Source organism: Mycobacterium sp., from assembly GCF_032159775.1.
Taxonomy (GTDB): Bacteria; Actinomycetota; Actinomycetes; order Mycobacteriales; family Mycobacteriaceae; genus Mycobacterium.
The window spans coordinates 1-17458 of sequence record NZ_JAVHWK010000026.1 but is presented as its reverse complement, the minus strand read 5'-3'; the positions used below and the strand labels follow the sequence as shown (position 1 = coordinate 17458).

Sequence of the window (17458 nt, the reverse complement as noted above, 5' to 3'; positions counted from 1 at the left end):
CACATGTCTCGTCTTGATTATGACGCCCTAAATTCGACGGTGCGCTACCTGATGTTCTCGGTTTTTGCGGCGCGCCAGGGCGCTCTCGGCGACGAGCGGGACTCGGTCATCGACGAGACCGCGACCTTTCTCAAGCAGCAGGAGGACAACGGGGTGGTGGTGCGCGGCCTCTACGACGTCGCGGGGATGCGCGCCGATGCGGACTTCATGATCTGGACCCACGCGGAACGGGTGGAGGCACTGCAGGCCACCTATTCGGACTTCCGCAGGACAACGACGCTGGGCCGGGCCAGCGCCCCGGTGTGGAGTACGGTCGCGCTGCACCGACCCGCGGAGTTCAACAAGAGCCACATCCCGGCCTTTCTTGCCGGCGAGGAGCCCGGCGCGTACATCTGCGTGTATCCGTTCGTCCGGTCGCTGGACTGGTATCTGCTGCCTGACGACGAACGCCGCCGCATGCTTGCCGAGCACGGCATGGCCGCCCGCGACTACAAGGACGTCCGGGCCAATACCGTGCCCGCGTTCGCGCTGGGGGACTACGAGTGGGTCCTGGCTTTCGAGGCCCCCGAACTGCATCGCATCGTCGACCTGATGCGCGACCTGCGCGCCACCGACGCGCGCAGGCATGTCCGGGAGGAGACGCCGTTCTTCACCGGCCCCCGCGTCGGTGTCGAGGAACTGGTCGGCAGGCTTCCCTGATCCAGTCCACTGTTGCGTTTGCTGGTCCGCCTAGGGCGAGATCGGATCCAACAGATACGTCAATTTTGGCAACAGCACCGTTAGCCCCAGTCGCGGCTGCGACTGCGGAAAAACCCAAGCAGCAGAAAGTCGGCAAATACAGGCGAACGTTTGCTGCACGGGTTTCGCCCACGGCAATTTGTTGCTAGCGTGAACCTGTGTCGAGAACAGCGTGGGTGGGGGTCGGCGCTGTCACCGCGGGTGTCGCGTTCGCTGGAATTTTGATCGGACAGTGGGGCGGCTATCCTGTCGCCAAAATCGTCGCCGACTACGGCCTGTTCGTTTTCGCTGTTTTCGCGGCCGGGTGCAGCGCGCTCGCCGCCGCTTCGGCCGAGGGGCGCCAGCGACGCGCCTGGATCTGCCTGACCGTCGGACTCTCCGGCTGGGCCGGAGGCGAGGCGCTCTGGGTGTTCTACGAGCGTGTGCTGCATCAGGCTCCTTTCCCGTCGCTCGCCGATGCCGGCTACCTGTTGTTCCCCATCGGCGCCGGCCTGGCGATGGTGCTGTTCCCCACCGGGTATTCGGGCCCTTCGCGGGTTCGATTCGTCTTCGACGGGTTCATCGTGGCGGGCGCGCTGTTCGAGATTTCCTGGGTGCTGGTGATGCGGGGCGTCTATGACGCGGGCGGCACGAGCGCCTTCGCTCTGGCTCTTTCGCTGGCCTACCCGGTCGCCGACATCGCGATCCTGACTGTTGCACTCCTCGTCCTCGCGCGGGCCCGTACCGGGCGGCGCACGACGCTGGCGATGCTCAGCGCCGGCGTCGTCATGATGGCGTTCTCGGACAGCGCGTTCGCCTATCTCACCGCCCACGATTCCTACTACAGCGGACACATCATCGATATCGGCTGGGCGATAGGGCTTTTGATGTTCGGCATGGCCGCGCTGACCAACCGTCGTGGCCGGGAAGCCGACGCCGTCGTTTCGCATATGCCGTCTCGCGCGTCGATGTCGCTACCGTACGTACCGGTGGCTATGGCCGCACTCATCTGCTTTCCTGCATACTTCTCGACGCCCGGCCTTGGCCCGATCCTCGTGTCATCGACACTGCTGATGAGCGCGGTGATGGCCAGGCAGTACATGATGGTGCGGCAGAACCAGCGACTGCTGAAAATGGTTGCAGACCAGGCGATGCGCGACACACTCACCGGCCTGGCCAATCGTGACCTGTTCAACGACCGGCTGATGCATGCGGTACAGCTGCACCTGAACGACAACCAGTCGGTGGCCGTGCTGTCGATGGACCTCGATGATTTCAAGCTGGTCAACGACAGCCTGGGACATCCCGCGGGGGACGCCCTGCTGATCCAGGCGGCGGAGAGACTGCTCGGCTGTGTACGGACCTCCGACACCGTGGCCCGGGTGGGCGGCGACGAGTTCGCGGTGTTGATGGAGGGCCTGCCCGAGCTGTCGCGACTGGTCGCACACAGGGTGGTCGCCGCATTCGAGGAGCCCTTCGTCATCGACGGGCAACAACTGCTGATGCGACCGAGCGTCGGTCTCGCGGTAGCGTCGGCGGTCAACCCCGACCTGTCCGCGGACATGCTGCTCAAACAGGCGGACGTGGCGATGTATTCGGCCAAACGCTCGAAGTCAGGCGGTCTACACACGTTCACACCGGACATGGCGCTGGCCGACACCAACGACATCGAGCTGTCGACCGTCGCCGGCGAAAGCACGGAACGCGGTGCGGCAGTGCGCCTTCTCGGCGAGCTCCGGCACGCGATCGACCACGGCGATCTGACCGTGTTCTACCAACCCAAGTTCGACCTGCGATCCGGCGATATCGTCGGTGTCGAAGCCCTGGTTCGGTGGCCACATCCCAAGCGCGGGCTGCTCGGTCCGGCCCATTTCCTGCCGCTGGTTCGCAAGCGCGGCCTGATGCGGGCGGTGACCGACCTCGTGCTCACCCAGGCCCTCGACGACGCCGCCGAATGGAATGCACTGGGCATCGGCGTACCGATTGCGGTCAATGTGTTCGCCCCCTCGCTCGGCGATTTGGACCTGCCCACGCACATCGCCTCGGCGTTGGCCATCCGGCAGCTGAACCCGAAAGACCTGACGATCGAGATCACCGAAGACTTCCTCCTCGACAACATCGAACGAACGCGGTCGGTGCTGGAGCGGTTGCGGCAGCGCGGAATTCGGATCGCGATCGACGATTTCGGCAGCGGCTACTCGGCCCTGTGGTATCTGCGCGAACTGGCCATCGACGAAGTGAAACTCGACAGGCATTTCATCGCACCGATCCGCGTCGACGCGCGGGCCGCCGCGGTCGTGCGCGGGGTCGTCGACCTGGCGCACGTCCTCGGCGTGACGACGGTCGCCGAGGGTGTCGAGAACGCCGAGACCGCAGAACGGCTCCGTGAGTTCGGATGCGAGGTGGCGCAGGGGTTTTACTACAGCCCGCCGGTGAGCGCCGCAGCGATGATGAACCTGCTTGCTTCCGGCCGACCGAAGCGCCTTGCGCGGGCCCAGTTCGAGAAGCTCGCGGCTACGAGCCTGCAGGGACCAGTCTCAGCGAAATTGAGTTGATGCAGTACCGCTGATCGGTTGGAGTCGGGTAGCCCTCGCCCTCGAAGACGTGGCCCAGATGGCTGTGGCAGTTGGCGCACACCACCTCGATGCGGGTCATGCCCATCGAGTCGTCGCGTCGCAGGATGACGGCGTCAGAATTCGCGGGGTCGAAGAACGACGGCCAGCCGCAGTGCGATTCGAACTTCTCGGTGCTGCGGAAAAGCTCAGCGCCGCAGGCTCGACACTCGTAGACGCCTTCGGTCTCGGTGTCGGTGTACTCGCCGACGAACGGCCGCTCGGTACCTGCCTCGCGCAACACTGCGAATTCGGCCGGGGTGAGCTTCTGCCGCCACTGGTCGTCTGTGAGTTCGACCTTGGGCCGTGGTGAGGTCATGAGTCCACGCTAGCGCGCGGCTCCTTCTCGGTCATCCACGCCGGGTCGATACCGTCGTCCAGCCTGCCTTCGGCCTTGGCGTCGAGGTAGCGGAAGTACAGGACGCAGAAGACCACGATTAACAGTAGCGACCAGCCGTAAGTGATTTTCATGTACTCGAGGAAGCGACCGGTGGTTGGCCACCGCCACATCAGCCAGCGGTCCATCGTCAGAAACCCGTAAGTCGCCAGCCACGCCGGCCAGTTGCGCACCACCGAGTTGGGCAGTACCACCGTCATCAGGAAGGGGAACAGCATCATCGAGTAGTAGCCCTGCGCAAGAGACAGAACCAACCACGACGTGAGGAGTAGGACGCCGGAAGACGTCAACATCCAGAACAGGGGATCTCGGGTCCGGTAGTACTTGTACAGCAGCCAAAGGCTCACTACCGCAAGCATTGTGAAGGTAATTCGGAGCAGCACTATGAACCAGACCGGCAGTCCGTAGTAGGTGCCGTTGCCCTGGATGGAACTGTTGAAGTAATCGCGGGTGGCGAGAATGTAGGGGACAGTGTGTTTCACGAAATTCATGGGGTCGGACACCAACGGCCATGCGGCCGCGTTGAACACCAACGGCACCGCCACCGCTGCGACGAGTGTCCGCCATTGCCTGTTCAGCAGTGGCAGCAAGAGCAGCACGGCCAACACCGGTTTGACCACTAGCGAGAGGCCAATCGCCACGCCGGCCCACCACTGATCGCGGTCCTTACCTGACAGCAGCAGTCGGAAGAACAGCACTTCGGCCAGCAGCACGCAGCCATTGATGTTGGTGAAAACGATCGTGTTGGTCACCGACTCGGTGAGGAACATGGCGACGAGCAGTGCAGGCAACGCCACGGAGCTCAGGGAGAAGCCGAACAACCGCACCATCAGGCATGCGGCGATGATCATCGCGACTGTGTTGATGACGACGAACCAGTTGTGCGATGCGAAAACCGGCATGTAACCAAACGGAGCCATCAGCAACGTGCCGCCCGGCGGGTACAGGTAGTGCGGGTCGACGTAGTCGAAGTGCTCGTTGTAGATGTCCCAGCCGCGCCGGAAGTTGCTGACGGCGCGGTACACCGGTCCGAAATCGTCGGTGATGTAACCGTTGCTCGCCATAACGTAGCTGCGGTGAACGATTGACATGATGGCGATCGGCCACAGGATCGATCGCAGCACCGTTGCCACGCTGGGCGCCGTCGTGCGGGGTGCGAAGAGATTGAGAAGGCCGGTACGAATGGAGTCTGGTGCCGCCACCAGCGCACCGTACACCCACGGCCGCGCCGCCAGGACTAGGCGGGGCAGTAAGTGTCGGTCGGCGGCAGCTCACCGCTGTCCAGGTAGCCGGCGACCGGTGCCAGCGCGCATTCGGAGTAGATGCTCGCGCCGTGCCCGATGCCCTGCCAGATCACCCGCTTGCTGGAAGCACCCGCGTTGATGATGGTGGCGGCGACCTGGGCGACGCCGTCGTTGCCGACGATGGGGTCGTTCTGCACGCCGAGCAACAGCACCGGGACCTTGAGGTTCTTCGGGTCCTCCGGCGCCGATCCGCTGGGCCAGTTCAGGCACTTGACCATGCTGAGCGCGCCAACGGCGCCGAACTGCGGATAGAGCTTGGGCCATGCGACCACGAGCTCGCGGATCCGGTCTGGGGTCGGCCGGTTCAAGGCGTCGCTGCACGAGTTTACGAATTGACCGTCGGTCTGGCGGAGGCTGTCGGCCTGGTTGATCAGGTTGTTCATCTGGTTCGCATCGCCGGAGCCCGCCGCGGCCACCGCTTCGGCCAAGCTGTTGGTCGTTGTCGCGCGATCGCCACGTGGGTAGGCCAATGCGGTGCTGATCGCGTCGGCGACCATGGCGACCGACGCCCCGTTGGGGCCGTCGCCGGCTCGCGCGGTCGCCAGCAGCGCGTCGACGGCGCCCTTCGGGTCCGGGCCCAGCGGGCAGTTGGTGGCCGCGCACTGTGTCGCGAACGCGTCCAACGCGGTCTGTTCGCCCTTGACGCGCTGTTCGGTGGCGGCCTCGGCGGCGATGCCGAGCGGAAGCGGCGAGTCGAGCACCAGCCGCGCCACCTTGCCGGGGTGCGAACCCGCATAGGCGAGCGCCACCTGGGCCCCGTTGCCGATGCCCAGCAGCGCGATCGACGGCACATCCCATGTGCTGCGCAGCCGTTCGATGTCCTCGGCGGCGTGTGCGTTGTCGTATGCCGAGTCGCCGGGGGCGATGGTGTCGGTGCAACTCGTGGTGGCGGTCATGGTGATCGCGGCGAGGTTGGCGACGGGATCGTCACCGGACTGGAACTGTGCCTGGTCGAGCATCTCCTGGCGGTCGAACAGGTCGCGGCAGTCGATGGCGCTCGACATGCCCATGCCGCGCCGGTCGACCGCGACGATCGGGTGGGTCTTGAGGACATCGGTTCCCGCGCGGGACAGCCAGACCGGCAGCTGCACCGAGGTCGGCAGGTCCGAACCGGTCGTCATGACAAGCGGCCCGGCGTCGTCCGGGGTTTGAACGGAGCGCGCGCGAACGACGCCGATGCTCACCGATCCGGTGGCGCCGTTGATCGAGTCGAGGTCGGCGTCGTAGCTTGCGCAGTCCAACGTGACACCCGGCAACGGCTGAATTGCGGAGTCGTTGAACACCTGCGACGTGCAGTTGCGCCACGACAGATCATTCTTGGGGGCCTCGATCGCGGGCGGGCCGCCCGCCTTCTTCTCTGTGGTCGGCTGTCCCTGAGGGCGTGCCCCGGAGTCGGTGGCATAACGCGGATCGGCGGCCAACAGTGGCGCACATCCGGCCAGCAAAGCCGACACAATCACCGTCGATGTGCTCAGGGCACGGACCAAGCGACGCCGACGCATGGAAACCACATTACTGATGAGCGCTTTGCGCCTATCGGATGTAGCGCGCGTACAGATAGCCGGCATCGTCGGTGAGTAGGTGGCTGCGCCGAACCGGGGTGCGTACCTGGCCGGGTCCGGTGGCGATGCGCCGGGCGGCGCCGCCGACCAGTAGCGGCGCGGTCGTCAAGCACAACTCGTCGAGCAGATCGTCTTGGATCAGCAAGCCGAGGATCTGCGGTCCGCCCTCGGCGAGCACCCGGAACAGGCCGCGTTCGGCCAGGATCTTCAGAGCGGCCGCCGCGTCGACCCGGTCGGCGTTCGACCGGGAGGCATCGATGACCTCGGCCACCGATCCGAGCCTGGCGTTCGCGTCGGCGACCGCGTCGGCCGAGGTGAGAATCAGTGGCGGCACCTCAGTCTGGGTGAAGATCCGTGCGTCGTGGTCGATCCTGCCGCGGTTGGTGACTACGGCAATCGGCGGCACCTCGGCCTGGCCGCGATGCCTGCGGTCCTGGCGCTGGGCGGGGGAGCACTGTGCGCCGGAGTAGTTCTCGGTCCGGACGGTGCCCGCACCGACCAGGATGACGTCGGCCTGTTGGCGCAACTGCATGAAGATCGCGCGGTCGCCGGAGCCGCCCAGACTTCCCGACTTACCGTCGGCGGTCGCGCCGCCGTCGAGGGTGGCAATCATGTTGCCGCGCACCCAGCATGCCCGCAGGTCGTCGGGATAGGCGTAGAGGTCCGTCAGCCCGGTCTCGTCGAGTGACTCCGCACCTGTTGAGGGATCCAGCACGGTGAATCGCACCGCTGCGGCGTCGTCGGGCATGAGGATGATTGCAGCACGTCGCTACAGTTCGTGCATGCAGTCCGCCGCGCACGGGAGGAGCCGTTCGGCCCATGTCGGCCACCTCGTCGATCGGCACCCGAGCGTCACCCCGGAACGGTTGATCGCCCAGCTTCACCCGCCGCCGACGTTCGCCGATGTCAGCTTCGAGAGCTATCAGCCGGATCCGGCAGAGCCGTCGCAGTCCGCCGCCGTGCAGTCCTGCATGCGGTTCTGCGACGACGCGGTGGCGCGCCGGGTGGGCAGGAAGAAACTGTTCGGCAAGCGCGAGGCGTTGCCCGGCGTCGGGCTCTATCTCGACGGCGGCTTTGGCGTCGGCAAGACGCACCTGCTGGCGTCGAGCTATTACCGGGTTTCGGCACAGTCACCGGCACCGACGGCGTTCGCGACGTTTGGTGAACTCACGCAGCTGGCAAGTGTTTTCGGCTTCGTCGAATGCATCGACCTGCTGGCAGACTACGCGGTGGTGTGTATCGACGAGTTCGAACTGGACGACCCCGGCAACACCACGTTGATCTCGCGGCTGCTCTCGCAACTGGTCGAACGCGGGGTTTCCATCGCCGCCACGTCGAACACGCTGCCCGAGCAGTTGGGGGAAGGCCGGTTTGCCGCGCAGGATTTTTTGCGCGAAATCAACACGCTCGCAGCGATTTTCAACACCGTGCGGATCGAGGGCCCGGACTACCGCCATCGCGACCTGCCGCCCGCCCCAGAACCGCTGTCCGACGAGGAGGTCGGCGCGCGCGCCGCGCAGGCGCCCGGCGCCACCCTCGACGACTTCGACGCCCTGTGCGCGCACCTGGCGACGATGCATCCGTCGCGTTACCTGACCCTGATCGAGGGCGTGTCTGCGGTGTTCCTTACCGGCGTGCACCCGATCGACGACCAGAACGTTGCGCTGCGGTTGGTGTCGCTGACCGACCGTTTGTACGACGCGGGTGTTCCGGTGGTCGCGGCGGGGGCGAAGCTGGACACCGTCTTCAGCGAGGAGATGCTCGCGGGCGGGTTTCGCAAGAAGTATCTGCGGGCGACCTCGCGACTGCTGGCGTTGACGACTGCCGGTCAGACCGGCCGCACCATCACATAGTCGTTCTCGATGCGCGTGCCGAGCCGAAACGTCTTGGTGCCGTTGACAGTAAACCCGTGCTTGGCGTAGAACCGTTGCGCGCGTTCATTGTTCTGGTTCACCCCGAGCCATACGCACTTCGCGTCGAGATGCGGCGCATGGTTGAGCGCGTCGGCCATCAGCGCCGCGGATCCGCCTGCGCCGTGGCTGTCGGGCAGCACGTACATCTTCGAGATCTCCACCGCCGGGCGCAAGGTGACCGCTTTCTGGACGTCGTCGTCGTCGGGAACACCGCGAATCAACATGGCGTAACCGATCATCCGGCCGTCCTGGCGGGCGACGAGGACCAGTCGGCCGGGATCGTTCAGATATCGGGCGAAATGTGTCTGCGTCAGGTTTTCGTCGATGAATGCCGCTACGTTTTCCTTCGAGACCGACGGCGGGCACGCGAGGGGAAAGGTCTGCGCGGCGACATCGGCGAGTTCTGGCAGATCTGCGGCGGTGGCGGTGGTGACCGCTGGAGTCACACGTTCCACTGCGCGAGGTGGACGCCGGTCTTCTTGTCGACCAGCACCACGTTGGACACCAGGTCGCGGTAGCAGTCCCACCACACGGCACCGTTGACGGTCGCGCCTTCGGGCACGTTCAGCATGGCGTACTGCAGCGCGTCTGGGGCGTCGGAGTTCCGCGGCTCGTAGGCATCTCCTGTCGGGGTGACGCCCTTGAACGAGAACGCCAGCCCGATCGCATACGGCACCGGCATCTTGACGGCGTGGATGGTGACGTTGGCTCGGTAGACCTGATAGCGCGGCGCGCGCGGCGGATAGCCGAACCCCGGTGGCACGTCGGAGGGCTGGATGTCGTGGACGGTCACGTCGGCGACGACGCCCATGAGTTCGACCCGAAGCGGTTCACCGAGCCGCCCGATCGGGGAGTCCACCGCAGCGGCAGGCGCGGCAAGCACGGCTCCGGAAATCGTCAATGCGGCGAACAGCAGCGCAAGAAAGCGGCCCATTTCCCCTCCAGGTTCGCCTCGCATGATGGCATACCGGGACGGCCGCGGACAGTGGGTTGCCCGTCAGGAGGTCCAGGGGCCCATTCCACCGACCTTGTCGATCCGGATGCGGGTGAGCAGGCCCGGGGGCGAGTCGGGCGGCGGGAAGTGCTCATCGGAGCCCAGCATGACCGTCGCCAGCTTGCTGAGTAGTTCGGGGGCGCCGCCCTCGACGATGCGTGCCGTCCCGTTGATCGCCAGATATGGCGCCTGCTGGCCTGGGGTTGGTTTCACGATGGTCACCGCTACCCGCGGATCGCGGCGGATGTTGCGTGTCTTCTGGTATTCGGCGAGGTGGGCGGAGACCAGTTCGTCCCCGTCGGAAGTCGACTCGACGGCCACCCACACCACCGTCGCCTGTGCGCTGCCGTCGGGGTTCAATGTGACGAGCGTGGCGTCGATGCCCTCGCCGATAAGTTCGCGTGCCGCGTCGTTGAGCCTCATGCGTTGTTCTACCGCCACCCGCGCCGTTTCATTCCCCGCCGGCCTCCAACGCGAGCAGCGCGGACTTGGCCGCAACACCCCCGACGTACTGACCCGCCGACCCGTCGGAGCGGACCACGCGGTGACAGGGGATCACCACGGGCAGCGGGTTGTGACCGCAGGCGGTGCCGACGGCGCGTACGGCACGGGGGCTGCCGATGGCCGCGGCCACTTCGGCATAGCTCTCGCGACGGCCGTAGCCGATGTCGCGAAGATGCTCGATGACGCTGCGACGGAAGCCGTCGGCGAGTCGGAGATCGACGGGCACCTCGAAGCCGGTGCGCCGTTTGGTGAAGTATTCGTCGAGCTGACGTGCGGCGGCGTCCAGCCGGGCAGGTGCGCGAAGCACCCGTGGACTCACTGCTTCGGCGAGCGTCGCCAGAACGGCATCGTGGCCTTCGACGTCGTAGGCCACGCGGACCAGCCCGACCGTGGTGGCCGCCAACAGCAGGGTGCCGACCGGGCTGTCGACGGTGCGGTAAGCGACGTCGAGCAGCTCACCGGTTGCCGCGTCGTGTTCCAGCCGACGATGCAGCCGGGCCAAGGTCTCGTCGTCAGCCTGCAACTCGTCGAAAAGGTTAGTGCTCATGATGTTTCGTCCTCGGGATATATTTTGCGGAGGGTCTTGATGCCGTCAGCGGCGGCGCGCCGCGCGGCGTCGGTGGAATTGCCGAGCAGCGCGGCGATCTCGGCGAACGGCAGCCCGACGACGTGGTGATAGGCCACCGCGAGCCGCTGCTTGTGGGGGAGGCGCTGCAGCGCTGACCACAGGTCCGGATGACGTTCTGCGGGGTCGGCGCGTGTCGAGGGACGGTCGGGCGGCGAGTCGACCGGGACCGCACGTCGGCTGCGAGCGCGGCCGACGTCGAGGGCGCGCCGATGTGCGATCGTCACCAGCCATGCCTCGACGTTGGCATCGAAGGGAAGATCGGGATAGGCCCGCAGCGCGGAAAGGAACGTCTCCGACCACGCATCCTCGGCGTCGACCGGCCCGACGACCGCGCGGCAGACCCGCAGCACGGTCGCGCCGTACTCGGCCACCACGTCTTCGAACGGTCGCACCCTCACATCATGTAGACGCCGAGGAGGGTTCGTCTGTGAGATCAGTTCTTGGTGAACGGCTCGAGGGCGGTGACCAGGTCACTTTCGAATCGGTCCCGGTCAACACCGATCCGGTGCAGCGGGCCGTCGTCCTCTTCGGCCTCGAACAGGGCGAGTGCGATGTGCTCGGTTCCGATGTAGTTGTGCCCCAACCGAAGCGCCTGCCGGAAGGTCAGTTCGAGCGCCTTCTTAGCGGGCCCGTTGAAGGGGATCAGGGTCGGCATCTCGCCGTCGGCGCGCGGCGGCAACGGGGCGGCACTGGCGACGGTGCCAGCGTCGATGCCTTGGCCGGCAAGAAGTTTGGCTGCAAGCCCGTCCGGATCGTTGACGAGCGCGAGCAGCAGATGGTTCGGGGTGATCTCGTGATTGCCGGCCTTCTGGGCCTTGTTCTGAGCGACGACCACGACGTTGCGCGCGCGGGGTGTGAACCGGCCGAATCCCGCGTTCGGATCGAGGGTGGCGGATTCGAAGTCGGGCACCTTGGGCACGAATCGCTTCTGTGCGGCCTGCTTGGTGACGCCCATGCATTTGCCGATATCGGTCCACGACGCGCCCGACCGTCGGGCTTGGTCGACGAAATGGCCGATCAGGTGATCGGCGATCTCGCCGAGGGACTCGGCCGCGAGCATCGCGTCGGTGAGTTGTTCGAGGGGTTCGGTATGCACCGTCTTGATGACGTCGATCAGGTCGTCAAGGCGGACGGGATAGGAGATCTTGGCCGGCTCGGTCATGGCGTCAACTCTAGGTTGACGTTGGCTCATCGTCAACTAGTGGTTGACGTCATCCGCGCGGATAGCCGCGCTGCACCGTTCGATCGAGGATGCCCAGGGTGGCGCGCAGTGCGCTCTCCGAAATGACCGGGAAGATGTTGGCCTTGCGCCACTCCGGATCGATGCCGGACCAGTCGTAGAACGAGGTCACAATGGTTTTGCCGTCGTCGGACGGTTCGAGACGATAACCGTAGACGTGGCCGATCTGCGGCCGGATCCGGCCGAGGATCGTCCAAGCGATGAGGCGGTCCTTTTCGAATTCGCGGATCTCGACCGTAACGTCGTATTTGCCCATTGGGAAGTCGTTGAGGGCTTCGCGATCCATGTGGATCACAAAGCTGTCGCCTGCGCTTTTGGCCCGCTCCCCGTCTGCGTCCTGCAGCATGCCAGTCGCATCGATGGCGACGTGGCCGTGGGGGTCACACAGGACGGCGAAGATGTCGGCGGCCGACGCGGCGATGGTGCGCTGGACTTCCATGCGTTCGGTCATGGGTCGATCCTGTCAGGGCGGCGATCGTTGCTGAGGTTGTTTTGGGTGTTCTCAGGCGGGTATACGACGACAACGTCAGTTTGACCTACCGAACAGGGGAGTGTTCGAGCAGTGGGTGGTCACAATCTGGGGCGGAACATGCCGCCCATATTGCGGGATGCAGTCGCGTTCATTCAGGAGAATGCGGATGCCGACATCGGGCTTGAGGACATCGCGGCTGCGGTGAACGTTTCGCCGCGCTCGGTTCAGTACGCGTTTCGCCGCAACCTGGGGACCACACCGTTGGAGTATCTGCGGCGCGTCCGCCTCGACCGGGCGCACCGTGACCTCAAGGCCGCCGATCCGGCGCACGACACCGTGACCGCTATCGCCGGACGTTGGGGCTTCAGCCACGCGGGCCGCTTCAGCCTTGCCTACAAGGCGATGTTCGGCAACGCGCCCAGCGACACACTACGGGCCTATCCGGCATAGCGGTGGAAGCGTCACTCCACGAACGAAATTGACGTCTCCGAACAGTTGGTGACGGAGTTGTCGAGTGGCAACGTCCGTGGCATGCGGTCACAATGATCCGCTCAGCAAATCAGTACGTGTCACCCTAGCGCGGGCACGTCCTCGGCACGCCGCACTCAATACCGGAGGAGCGACACCTCGGCGCATACGATCGAATGCCGCGTCCGGTATCGCCGGTGATTGGGGAGTAGTGAGACATCGCGACGTCAGTGCCATTGACCGACAACTGTCGCTCCTAGCCGCCGTGAGCGCTTCGATCCGGCGCCTCGGCGGAAAGCCGTCGACGGCGCTCATCGATGAGCTGCTCGATGAGCGGATCGCGAGCCGGCCGACGGGGTTACGGCTTGGGGCGTCGGGCGCCGGCACCGGCCATGGCAATGCCAATCAGCGCGATGATCGGACCGAGAACGGACCAGGTGGTGGTGTTGCTCATCGGGCTGCCCCCCACCACCCCGAATCCCTGTAGCGCGAACAGCACGCCGAAGGCGGTGACTGCGATGCCGACTATCAGCAGGATGATGCGTCCCATTCCTCGACATTAGCGGTGAAAGCCGGCGGGGCTCTGTTCGGGACCAGGCGTCGAGATCGATTGGGTAGTCGCTTACTCGCGCTCTACCACCGCTGCGACGCGGATAGTCGATCCATCGGAACGCTTTCACGGTGGAGGCACACAATGGACGAGACGCCCGGCTTCGGCCGGATGGTGGCAGTGGTGGGGGCGATGTCTGTCCTTGGGCTCATCGCGCCGGGCGGTGTGCAAGCGGAGCCGCGCACCCGCCGCCTCATCCCCATGTACTGGCCGCTCAGGACCTGCTCGACCATGCGTCCACGTCGACGGAACGCGATGGCAGCAACGAGCTGGGGTTTTCGCTTATCGGAATAAGTGCATGGGTGGCGATCACCGATCAGAGTCGATGACGCCTCCCACAACGCGGCGGGACTGGTTGCCTCGTCAGGCCACGTCGAAGAGCGTAGATGTCGCCGTCCCGAACAAGGATGGCACGCGATCCGCCTGTGTCTCCTGCGCTATCTTGAATTGATCTGTGCGACCCACTAGGGCGGCCTTGCCGCCTCGCGGGGCAGAAGCGGCAAGACCTAGGGCGCGCGAACGGCCGACCACATTCGCGCTCTCCCCCCCGACAAAGGCACTACCCGCGCCCCGAGGGAGCAAACGCCCGTCATTCGATGATCGAAGCGACCAGTCGCTGAGCGACCATCCGCACGGGCGTGTTGGTGTCCTGTGACAGTTTTACCAGCGTTGCGAACGCCCGGCCGGCATCCAGTTTGTAGCGTTCCATCACAATCCCCTTGGCCTGGCCGATCACGTCGCGGCTGGCCAGCGCGGATTCGAACTGGGTCTGCCTGTCTGCCGCGATAAGAGTGATGGCTGCGTGCGTGGCCAGCATCGCCAGTGCCGCCTCGGCATGCACGTCGAAGGCGTGCGACCGTTTGCTCAGGACATTAAGCGCCCCTGAACCATGGCGGTGAGTGAAGAGCTGGAATGACGCGACGCTGTGGATCCCGAATCTGCCTGCCGAAGCAGCGAATTCGGGCCAACGTGTGTCCTCGCCCAGGTCTGCGCTGCGGACCACCGAGCTGTCCGTTGTGGCTTCCAGGCAGGGTCCTCGTTGGTGGTCCATCTGCACGCGGTCCAGGTCGGCAACCAGCGGATCGGTCGGCGCGACTGAGCGGAATTCGCCTTTGTCGATCAGCATCACGTCGGCATAGTCGGCGCCGTCGACAAGATGGACGGCGGCGGCGGTGACGCGGCTGAGGGTCTCCTCTAAGTCGATCGGCCCGGAGAATGCGGTAGTCAACTCGTCCATAGCTGACTCGAGAGGCTCGTCGAGGCTGCCATCTTCGTGCATGAAACACCGGCTTCCTGGTCGTCAATTGCACGTCGCCCTGACGATCAGTGGTGCATCGAACGTAGCGGCGGCAACTTCTCACGGCTGTTTCTCTGGCGGCGCACGCGAACACGCGTCGTCAAAGAAATCGGTGAGACCAGGCAGGCGCTGTGTTTCCAACGCCGGGGACCGCTTCCTAGCTACCTAGCAACGGGAATCTTTCATGCAACCCGGTAGACCCGTCACTGCAATCAAGTATCACCCGAATTGCACCGGGAGGGGATTATCTAGCGCTTGAGCAGAATGGCAATTTGGACATAACATTGCCGGCCGGAATCTGCTCGGCCCTCGGCACTGCTAGGAGTGGCCTTCTGCTGCCGGCGGCGTTGCTGAGCCGGACTCTTCGGCGGGCGCGTTGCGGTGGACGCGACTCTCCTGGTCGTCGTCAGCGGCCGCGTCAGACAGATTGTCGCCGACATTTCCGGCGTTGTCGGGAGTCGTCATCGCGAAAACCCCATTCTGTCGATGGTGGTGTGTAAACCTGTGGGCGAAGCCCCCCACTTCGTGAAAGAAGCGCACTTGTCTTGACGCTTGGAGTGTGGGGGGCTTCTTCGTGCCCGGGTGCCCAGGACGACGAACTCTCAACCGGGATCGAAGGGATTGTGTCCAGTTCGTGAACCGCAATGTCATCGCAGGCTCTTGCCCAATCGATGGCCGCGATCGCCGGCGACGAACCGTCACGGGCACGTTTACGGTGCTCGTATACGACGAGGCGCACTCGATGTCAACGACTCCGGCAACCGCATGCTTGCCTGGCGGATAGCCAAATCTTCCCTCTCAGGAGACAACTCTGGCTTCTAGGCGATTACCGATGCACCGCCTGACCGTGGAGCATTTTCTGCACCAGAAACGAGAGGAATCCACGGTGATCGAGCCAACCCGCCCCAGACTGGACCGCTCTGAGTACGCAGCGATGCTCGTCGGCGCCGTGGCAGTTGCAGCCTTCCCGTCCGTCGGATTTGCTTCTGTCGCAAGCGCCGAAAAGGTATGGGACATCGAGACCTACGACTACTGCATGGACCAGTCGAGGGCGCATTACCAGAGGGGCGAGATTACTCTCCAGGAGCTTACCGAGGCCGCAAGAACCTGCTGCGAATATAACGACGGAGTCTGGAACGCTGCCACGCAAGACTGCCAGGCCCCACCCGGTAACTCCCAGGGCTCACGGCAGCTTCCGGGGAACGTTCATATTCCATCCGACATAGCCACCGCACCGACATTGACCAAGGACGCGCCGCGGCCGATTCCGGTGCCCTCCGACGTCGCGACCGTATCGACGGTGAGCCAAGGCAAGGAGTTGGCATCGTGAATTCTTTCGATGAAGCCACCTACTGGCACAACCACCCCGACTTGCCACGCCTCGCACAGAACATGCGCGAGCAGTTGGAACAACAAAGGATGACGGTGTTACGGGCTACCCCACTGATTGGATGCAGCCCCTGTGCCTGAGCCCCAGTGCCGGCACACCACAAATTTGTTGATTGGCATAGGGGCAATGACAACACCGCCACGGTCGCTGGTGACCGGCAGCACTGCCACCGCCGCGCAAAGTCGAGGGGAACACCGCAATCGTGAACGGTGATGGCCTGTCAGCTACGGCGACAGGGGGAGGTACGACGGTCATTGTGCCGCTACCCGCGCCCTAAACAGCTGCTGGACACCGACTCAGAACCCGACAACAAGCGGCCCGGGCCATACATTTCGATGACCCCGTCCGCCAGGTCATCAATAGGCACATCGACAGCCGCGCAAGCATCGTCAAGAGGCGCGTTCTCTTCGCAATAGTGGATGAGTGCGTAAAGGGTGGCCAATTTATTTGGTAGCCGTGCGCCTGCCCATGTGCAGTATCGCTATCACCCATTTGCCAACTCAAGTGGGTCGATGCAATCAGTGGTCATGCGGCCTAAGCCCGCGCCCAGGTTCCCGCCAAGGTTGCGTCAAATGTGAGTCGGCCCGCCACCAGGGAAATGGGCGGCGGGCCGACGGAAGCGTGCTAGATACTAGACGCGCGGCGTGTTGCCGTGGCCAGCTGTTCCGGCCGCACCCGCAGCGGGCCGGTCATTGCGTTTCTTCAGACCCAGCAGGCCCACAAGGCCGAGCAGGCCAGCGAGCCCCCACAGGCCGGTGTTATCGCCGTCGTCCTCGGTCTCGGACTGAGCCAGGGTAGTTGTTGTCGTAGGGACTGGGCTGTCGTACGTGACGGCATGCGCGACACCTGCTCCACCGAAGGTCAACGCACCGGTCACGCCAAGAATTGCAACAGCTTTTCGCACTTGTTTTCTCCATCATTCAGGTCGGTTCAAGCGAACCATGCGAGGACCAAGGGCTGTAGTCCTCTTGAAGCGCGATTCGAAATGGATCCGCCCCCCCCGGCGAACTTCCCCCCATCGCAAGCGGATCTGTACCCGCTGTGGACGTCACCAAACCGAACCAGTTGCTGCGGACAGAGTCGGCCCGCCGCCGGGGATTGGTGACGGGCCTCTGGGGGCAGCGATAAGTCAGCAGTTGGGGCTGCTCGAACCGCTGCGGATCTACGATGAGTTCTGAAGGTTGACGCGACGAGCCAGAGGACGGATTGCTATGCCGGGTTCAGAGGGTGTCGAACGGTGGAATGAAGTTGATATCCCCGAAGACATGCCCGTTTCGCGAATCTTGCGTGACTATGTCGGGCAGGTATGTGTATTCGACGGGTTCAAGGCGCATGGCTCGGTCACCGAGC

At 64.6% G+C, this 17458-nt stretch carries 20 protein-coding genes; 5 read left to right on the top strand and 15 right to left on the bottom strand.

Annotated features, from left to right (window positions below; translation table 11 throughout):
- Positions 1–3: 3 nt before the first annotated feature.
- Positions 4–699 (top strand): hydrogen peroxide-dependent heme synthase, encoded by a 696-nt coding sequence (gene hemQ / locus QOJ24_RS02875; protein ID WP_526258915.1) that lies wholly within the window; start codon positions 4–6, stop codon positions 697–699.
- A 197-nt stretch (positions 700–896) separates the two neighbouring features.
- Positions 897–3272, top strand: coding sequence for a putative bifunctional diguanylate cyclase/phosphodiesterase (locus QOJ24_RS02870; protein WP_526258913.1), 2376 nt, complete (start codon positions 897–899; stop codon positions 3270–3272).
- Here the strand turns inward: QOJ24_RS02870 and msrB are convergent.
- Genes msrB through QOJ24_RS02850 form a run of 4 tightly spaced genes read right to left on the bottom strand, consistent with a single transcriptional unit; the run spans position 3232 to position 7340 of the window.
- Positions 3232–3648: a peptide-methionine (R)-S-oxide reductase MsrB gene (gene msrB / locus QOJ24_RS02865; protein WP_526258911.1), complete on the bottom strand. Its 417-nt coding sequence runs from the start codon at positions 3646–3648 to the stop codon at positions 3232–3234. The genes QOJ24_RS02870 and msrB overlap by 41 nt on opposite strands.
- Entirely contained in the window at positions 3645–4943 is a 1299-nt protein-coding gene (gene aftC, locus QOJ24_RS02860) for an arabinofuranan 3-O-arabinosyltransferase (RefSeq protein WP_526258909.1), read from the bottom strand. Before aftC ends, msrB begins: the two co-directional genes overlap by 4 nt.
- Positions 4944–4963: 20 nt before the next feature.
- Entirely contained in the window at positions 4964–6532 is a 1569-nt protein-coding gene (locus QOJ24_RS02855) for an alpha/beta hydrolase (RefSeq protein ID WP_526258907.1), read from the bottom strand.
- Between the two features lie 31 nt (positions 6533–6563).
- Positions 6564–7340, bottom strand: coding sequence for a pyrimidine reductase family protein (locus QOJ24_RS02850; protein WP_526258905.1), 777 nt, complete (start codon positions 7338–7340; stop codon positions 6564–6566).
- On the opposite strand from QOJ24_RS02850, the gene zapE reads away from it, so the two are divergent.
- Entirely contained in the window at positions 7339–8445 is a 1107-nt protein-coding gene (gene zapE, locus QOJ24_RS02845) for a cell division protein ZapE (RefSeq protein WP_526258933.1), read from the top strand. The two genes, QOJ24_RS02850 and zapE, sit on opposite strands and share 2 nt — an antisense overlap.
- Here zapE and QOJ24_RS02840 read toward each other — a convergent pair.
- From QOJ24_RS02840 to QOJ24_RS02810, 7 genes are read right to left on the bottom strand one after another with little or no spacing between them, the layout of a single operon-like run.
- Positions 8421–8951, bottom strand: a complete 531-nt coding sequence (locus tag QOJ24_RS02840; protein WP_526258903.1) for a GNAT family N-acetyltransferase — start codon at positions 8949–8951, stop codon at positions 8421–8423. The genes zapE and QOJ24_RS02840 overlap by 25 nt on opposite strands.
- On the bottom strand, positions 8948–9463 hold the full coding sequence (locus QOJ24_RS02835; RefSeq protein WP_526258901.1) for a DUF1942 domain-containing protein: 516 nt from the start codon (positions 9461–9463) through the stop codon (positions 8948–8950). Before QOJ24_RS02835 ends, QOJ24_RS02840 begins: the two co-directional genes overlap by 4 nt.
- Before the next feature lie 39 nt (positions 9464–9502).
- The gene (locus tag QOJ24_RS02830; RefSeq protein WP_526258900.1) at positions 9503–9922 is read right to left on the bottom strand and encodes a PPOX class F420-dependent oxidoreductase; all 420 of its coding nucleotides are present in this window, start codon (positions 9920–9922) and stop codon (positions 9503–9505) included.
- A 28-nt stretch (positions 9923–9950) separates the two neighbouring features.
- Entirely contained in the window at positions 9951–10550 is a 600-nt protein-coding gene (locus tag QOJ24_RS02825) for a methylated-DNA--[protein]-cysteine S-methyltransferase (RefSeq protein WP_526258898.1), read from the bottom strand.
- A complete protein-coding gene (locus QOJ24_RS02820) occupies positions 10547–11023 on the bottom strand; it encodes an RNA polymerase sigma factor (RefSeq protein ID WP_526258896.1) in 477 nt (158 codons plus the stop codon). Before QOJ24_RS02820 ends, QOJ24_RS02825 begins: the two co-directional genes overlap by 4 nt.
- A gap of 41 nt (positions 11024–11064) precedes the next feature.
- Positions 11065–11793 (bottom strand): Clp protease N-terminal domain-containing protein, encoded by a 729-nt coding sequence (locus QOJ24_RS02815; protein ID WP_526258894.1) that lies wholly within the window; start codon positions 11791–11793, stop codon positions 11065–11067.
- Positions 11794–11842: 49 nt separating this feature from the next.
- The gene (locus tag QOJ24_RS02810) at positions 11843–12322 is read right to left on the bottom strand and encodes an SRPBCC family protein (RefSeq protein WP_526258892.1); all 480 of its coding nucleotides are present in this window, start codon (positions 12320–12322) and stop codon (positions 11843–11845) included.
- A gap of 138 nt (positions 12323–12460) precedes the next feature.
- On the opposite strand from QOJ24_RS02810, the gene QOJ24_RS02805 reads away from it, so the two are divergent.
- Complete coding sequence (locus tag QOJ24_RS02805; RefSeq protein WP_526258890.1) at positions 12461–12793, top strand: helix-turn-helix transcriptional regulator; 333 nt, start codon at positions 12461–12463, stop codon at positions 12791–12793.
- A gap of 376 nt (positions 12794–13169) precedes the next feature.
- Here the strand turns inward: QOJ24_RS02805 and QOJ24_RS02800 are convergent, their stop codons facing one another.
- The 3 genes from QOJ24_RS02800 to QOJ24_RS02790 all read right to left on the bottom strand — a co-directional run bounded on the left by QOJ24_RS02800 (position 13170) and on the right by QOJ24_RS02790 (position 15183).
- The gene (locus QOJ24_RS02800; RefSeq protein ID WP_526258888.1) at positions 13170–13361 is read right to left on the bottom strand and encodes a hypothetical protein; all 192 of its coding nucleotides are present in this window, start codon (positions 13359–13361) and stop codon (positions 13170–13172) included.
- A gap of 649 nt (positions 13362–14010) precedes the next feature.
- Positions 14011–14700 carry an ANTAR domain-containing protein gene (locus QOJ24_RS02795; RefSeq protein WP_526258886.1) on the bottom strand — a complete coding sequence of 230 codons (690 nt, stop codon included), beginning with the start codon at positions 14698–14700 and terminating at the stop codon, positions 14011–14013.
- 336 nt (positions 14701–15036) lie between these two features.
- A complete protein-coding gene (locus tag QOJ24_RS02790) occupies positions 15037–15183 on the bottom strand; it encodes a hypothetical protein (RefSeq protein WP_526258884.1) in 147 nt (48 codons plus the stop codon).
- A gap of 367 nt (positions 15184–15550) precedes the next feature.
- Here QOJ24_RS02790 and QOJ24_RS02785 point away from each other — a divergent pair, with 367 nt between their 5' ends.
- Positions 15551–16048: a hypothetical protein gene (locus QOJ24_RS02785; RefSeq protein WP_526258882.1), complete on the top strand. Its 498-nt coding sequence runs from the start codon at positions 15551–15553 to the stop codon at positions 16046–16048.
- Between the two features lie 691 nt (positions 16049–16739).
- On the opposite strand, the gene QOJ24_RS02780 is transcribed toward QOJ24_RS02785, so the two are convergent.
- Positions 16740–17012, bottom strand: a complete 273-nt coding sequence (locus QOJ24_RS02780) for a WGxxGxxG family protein (protein WP_526258880.1) — start codon at positions 17010–17012, stop codon at positions 16740–16742.
- Positions 17013–17458 lie beyond the last annotated feature (446 nt).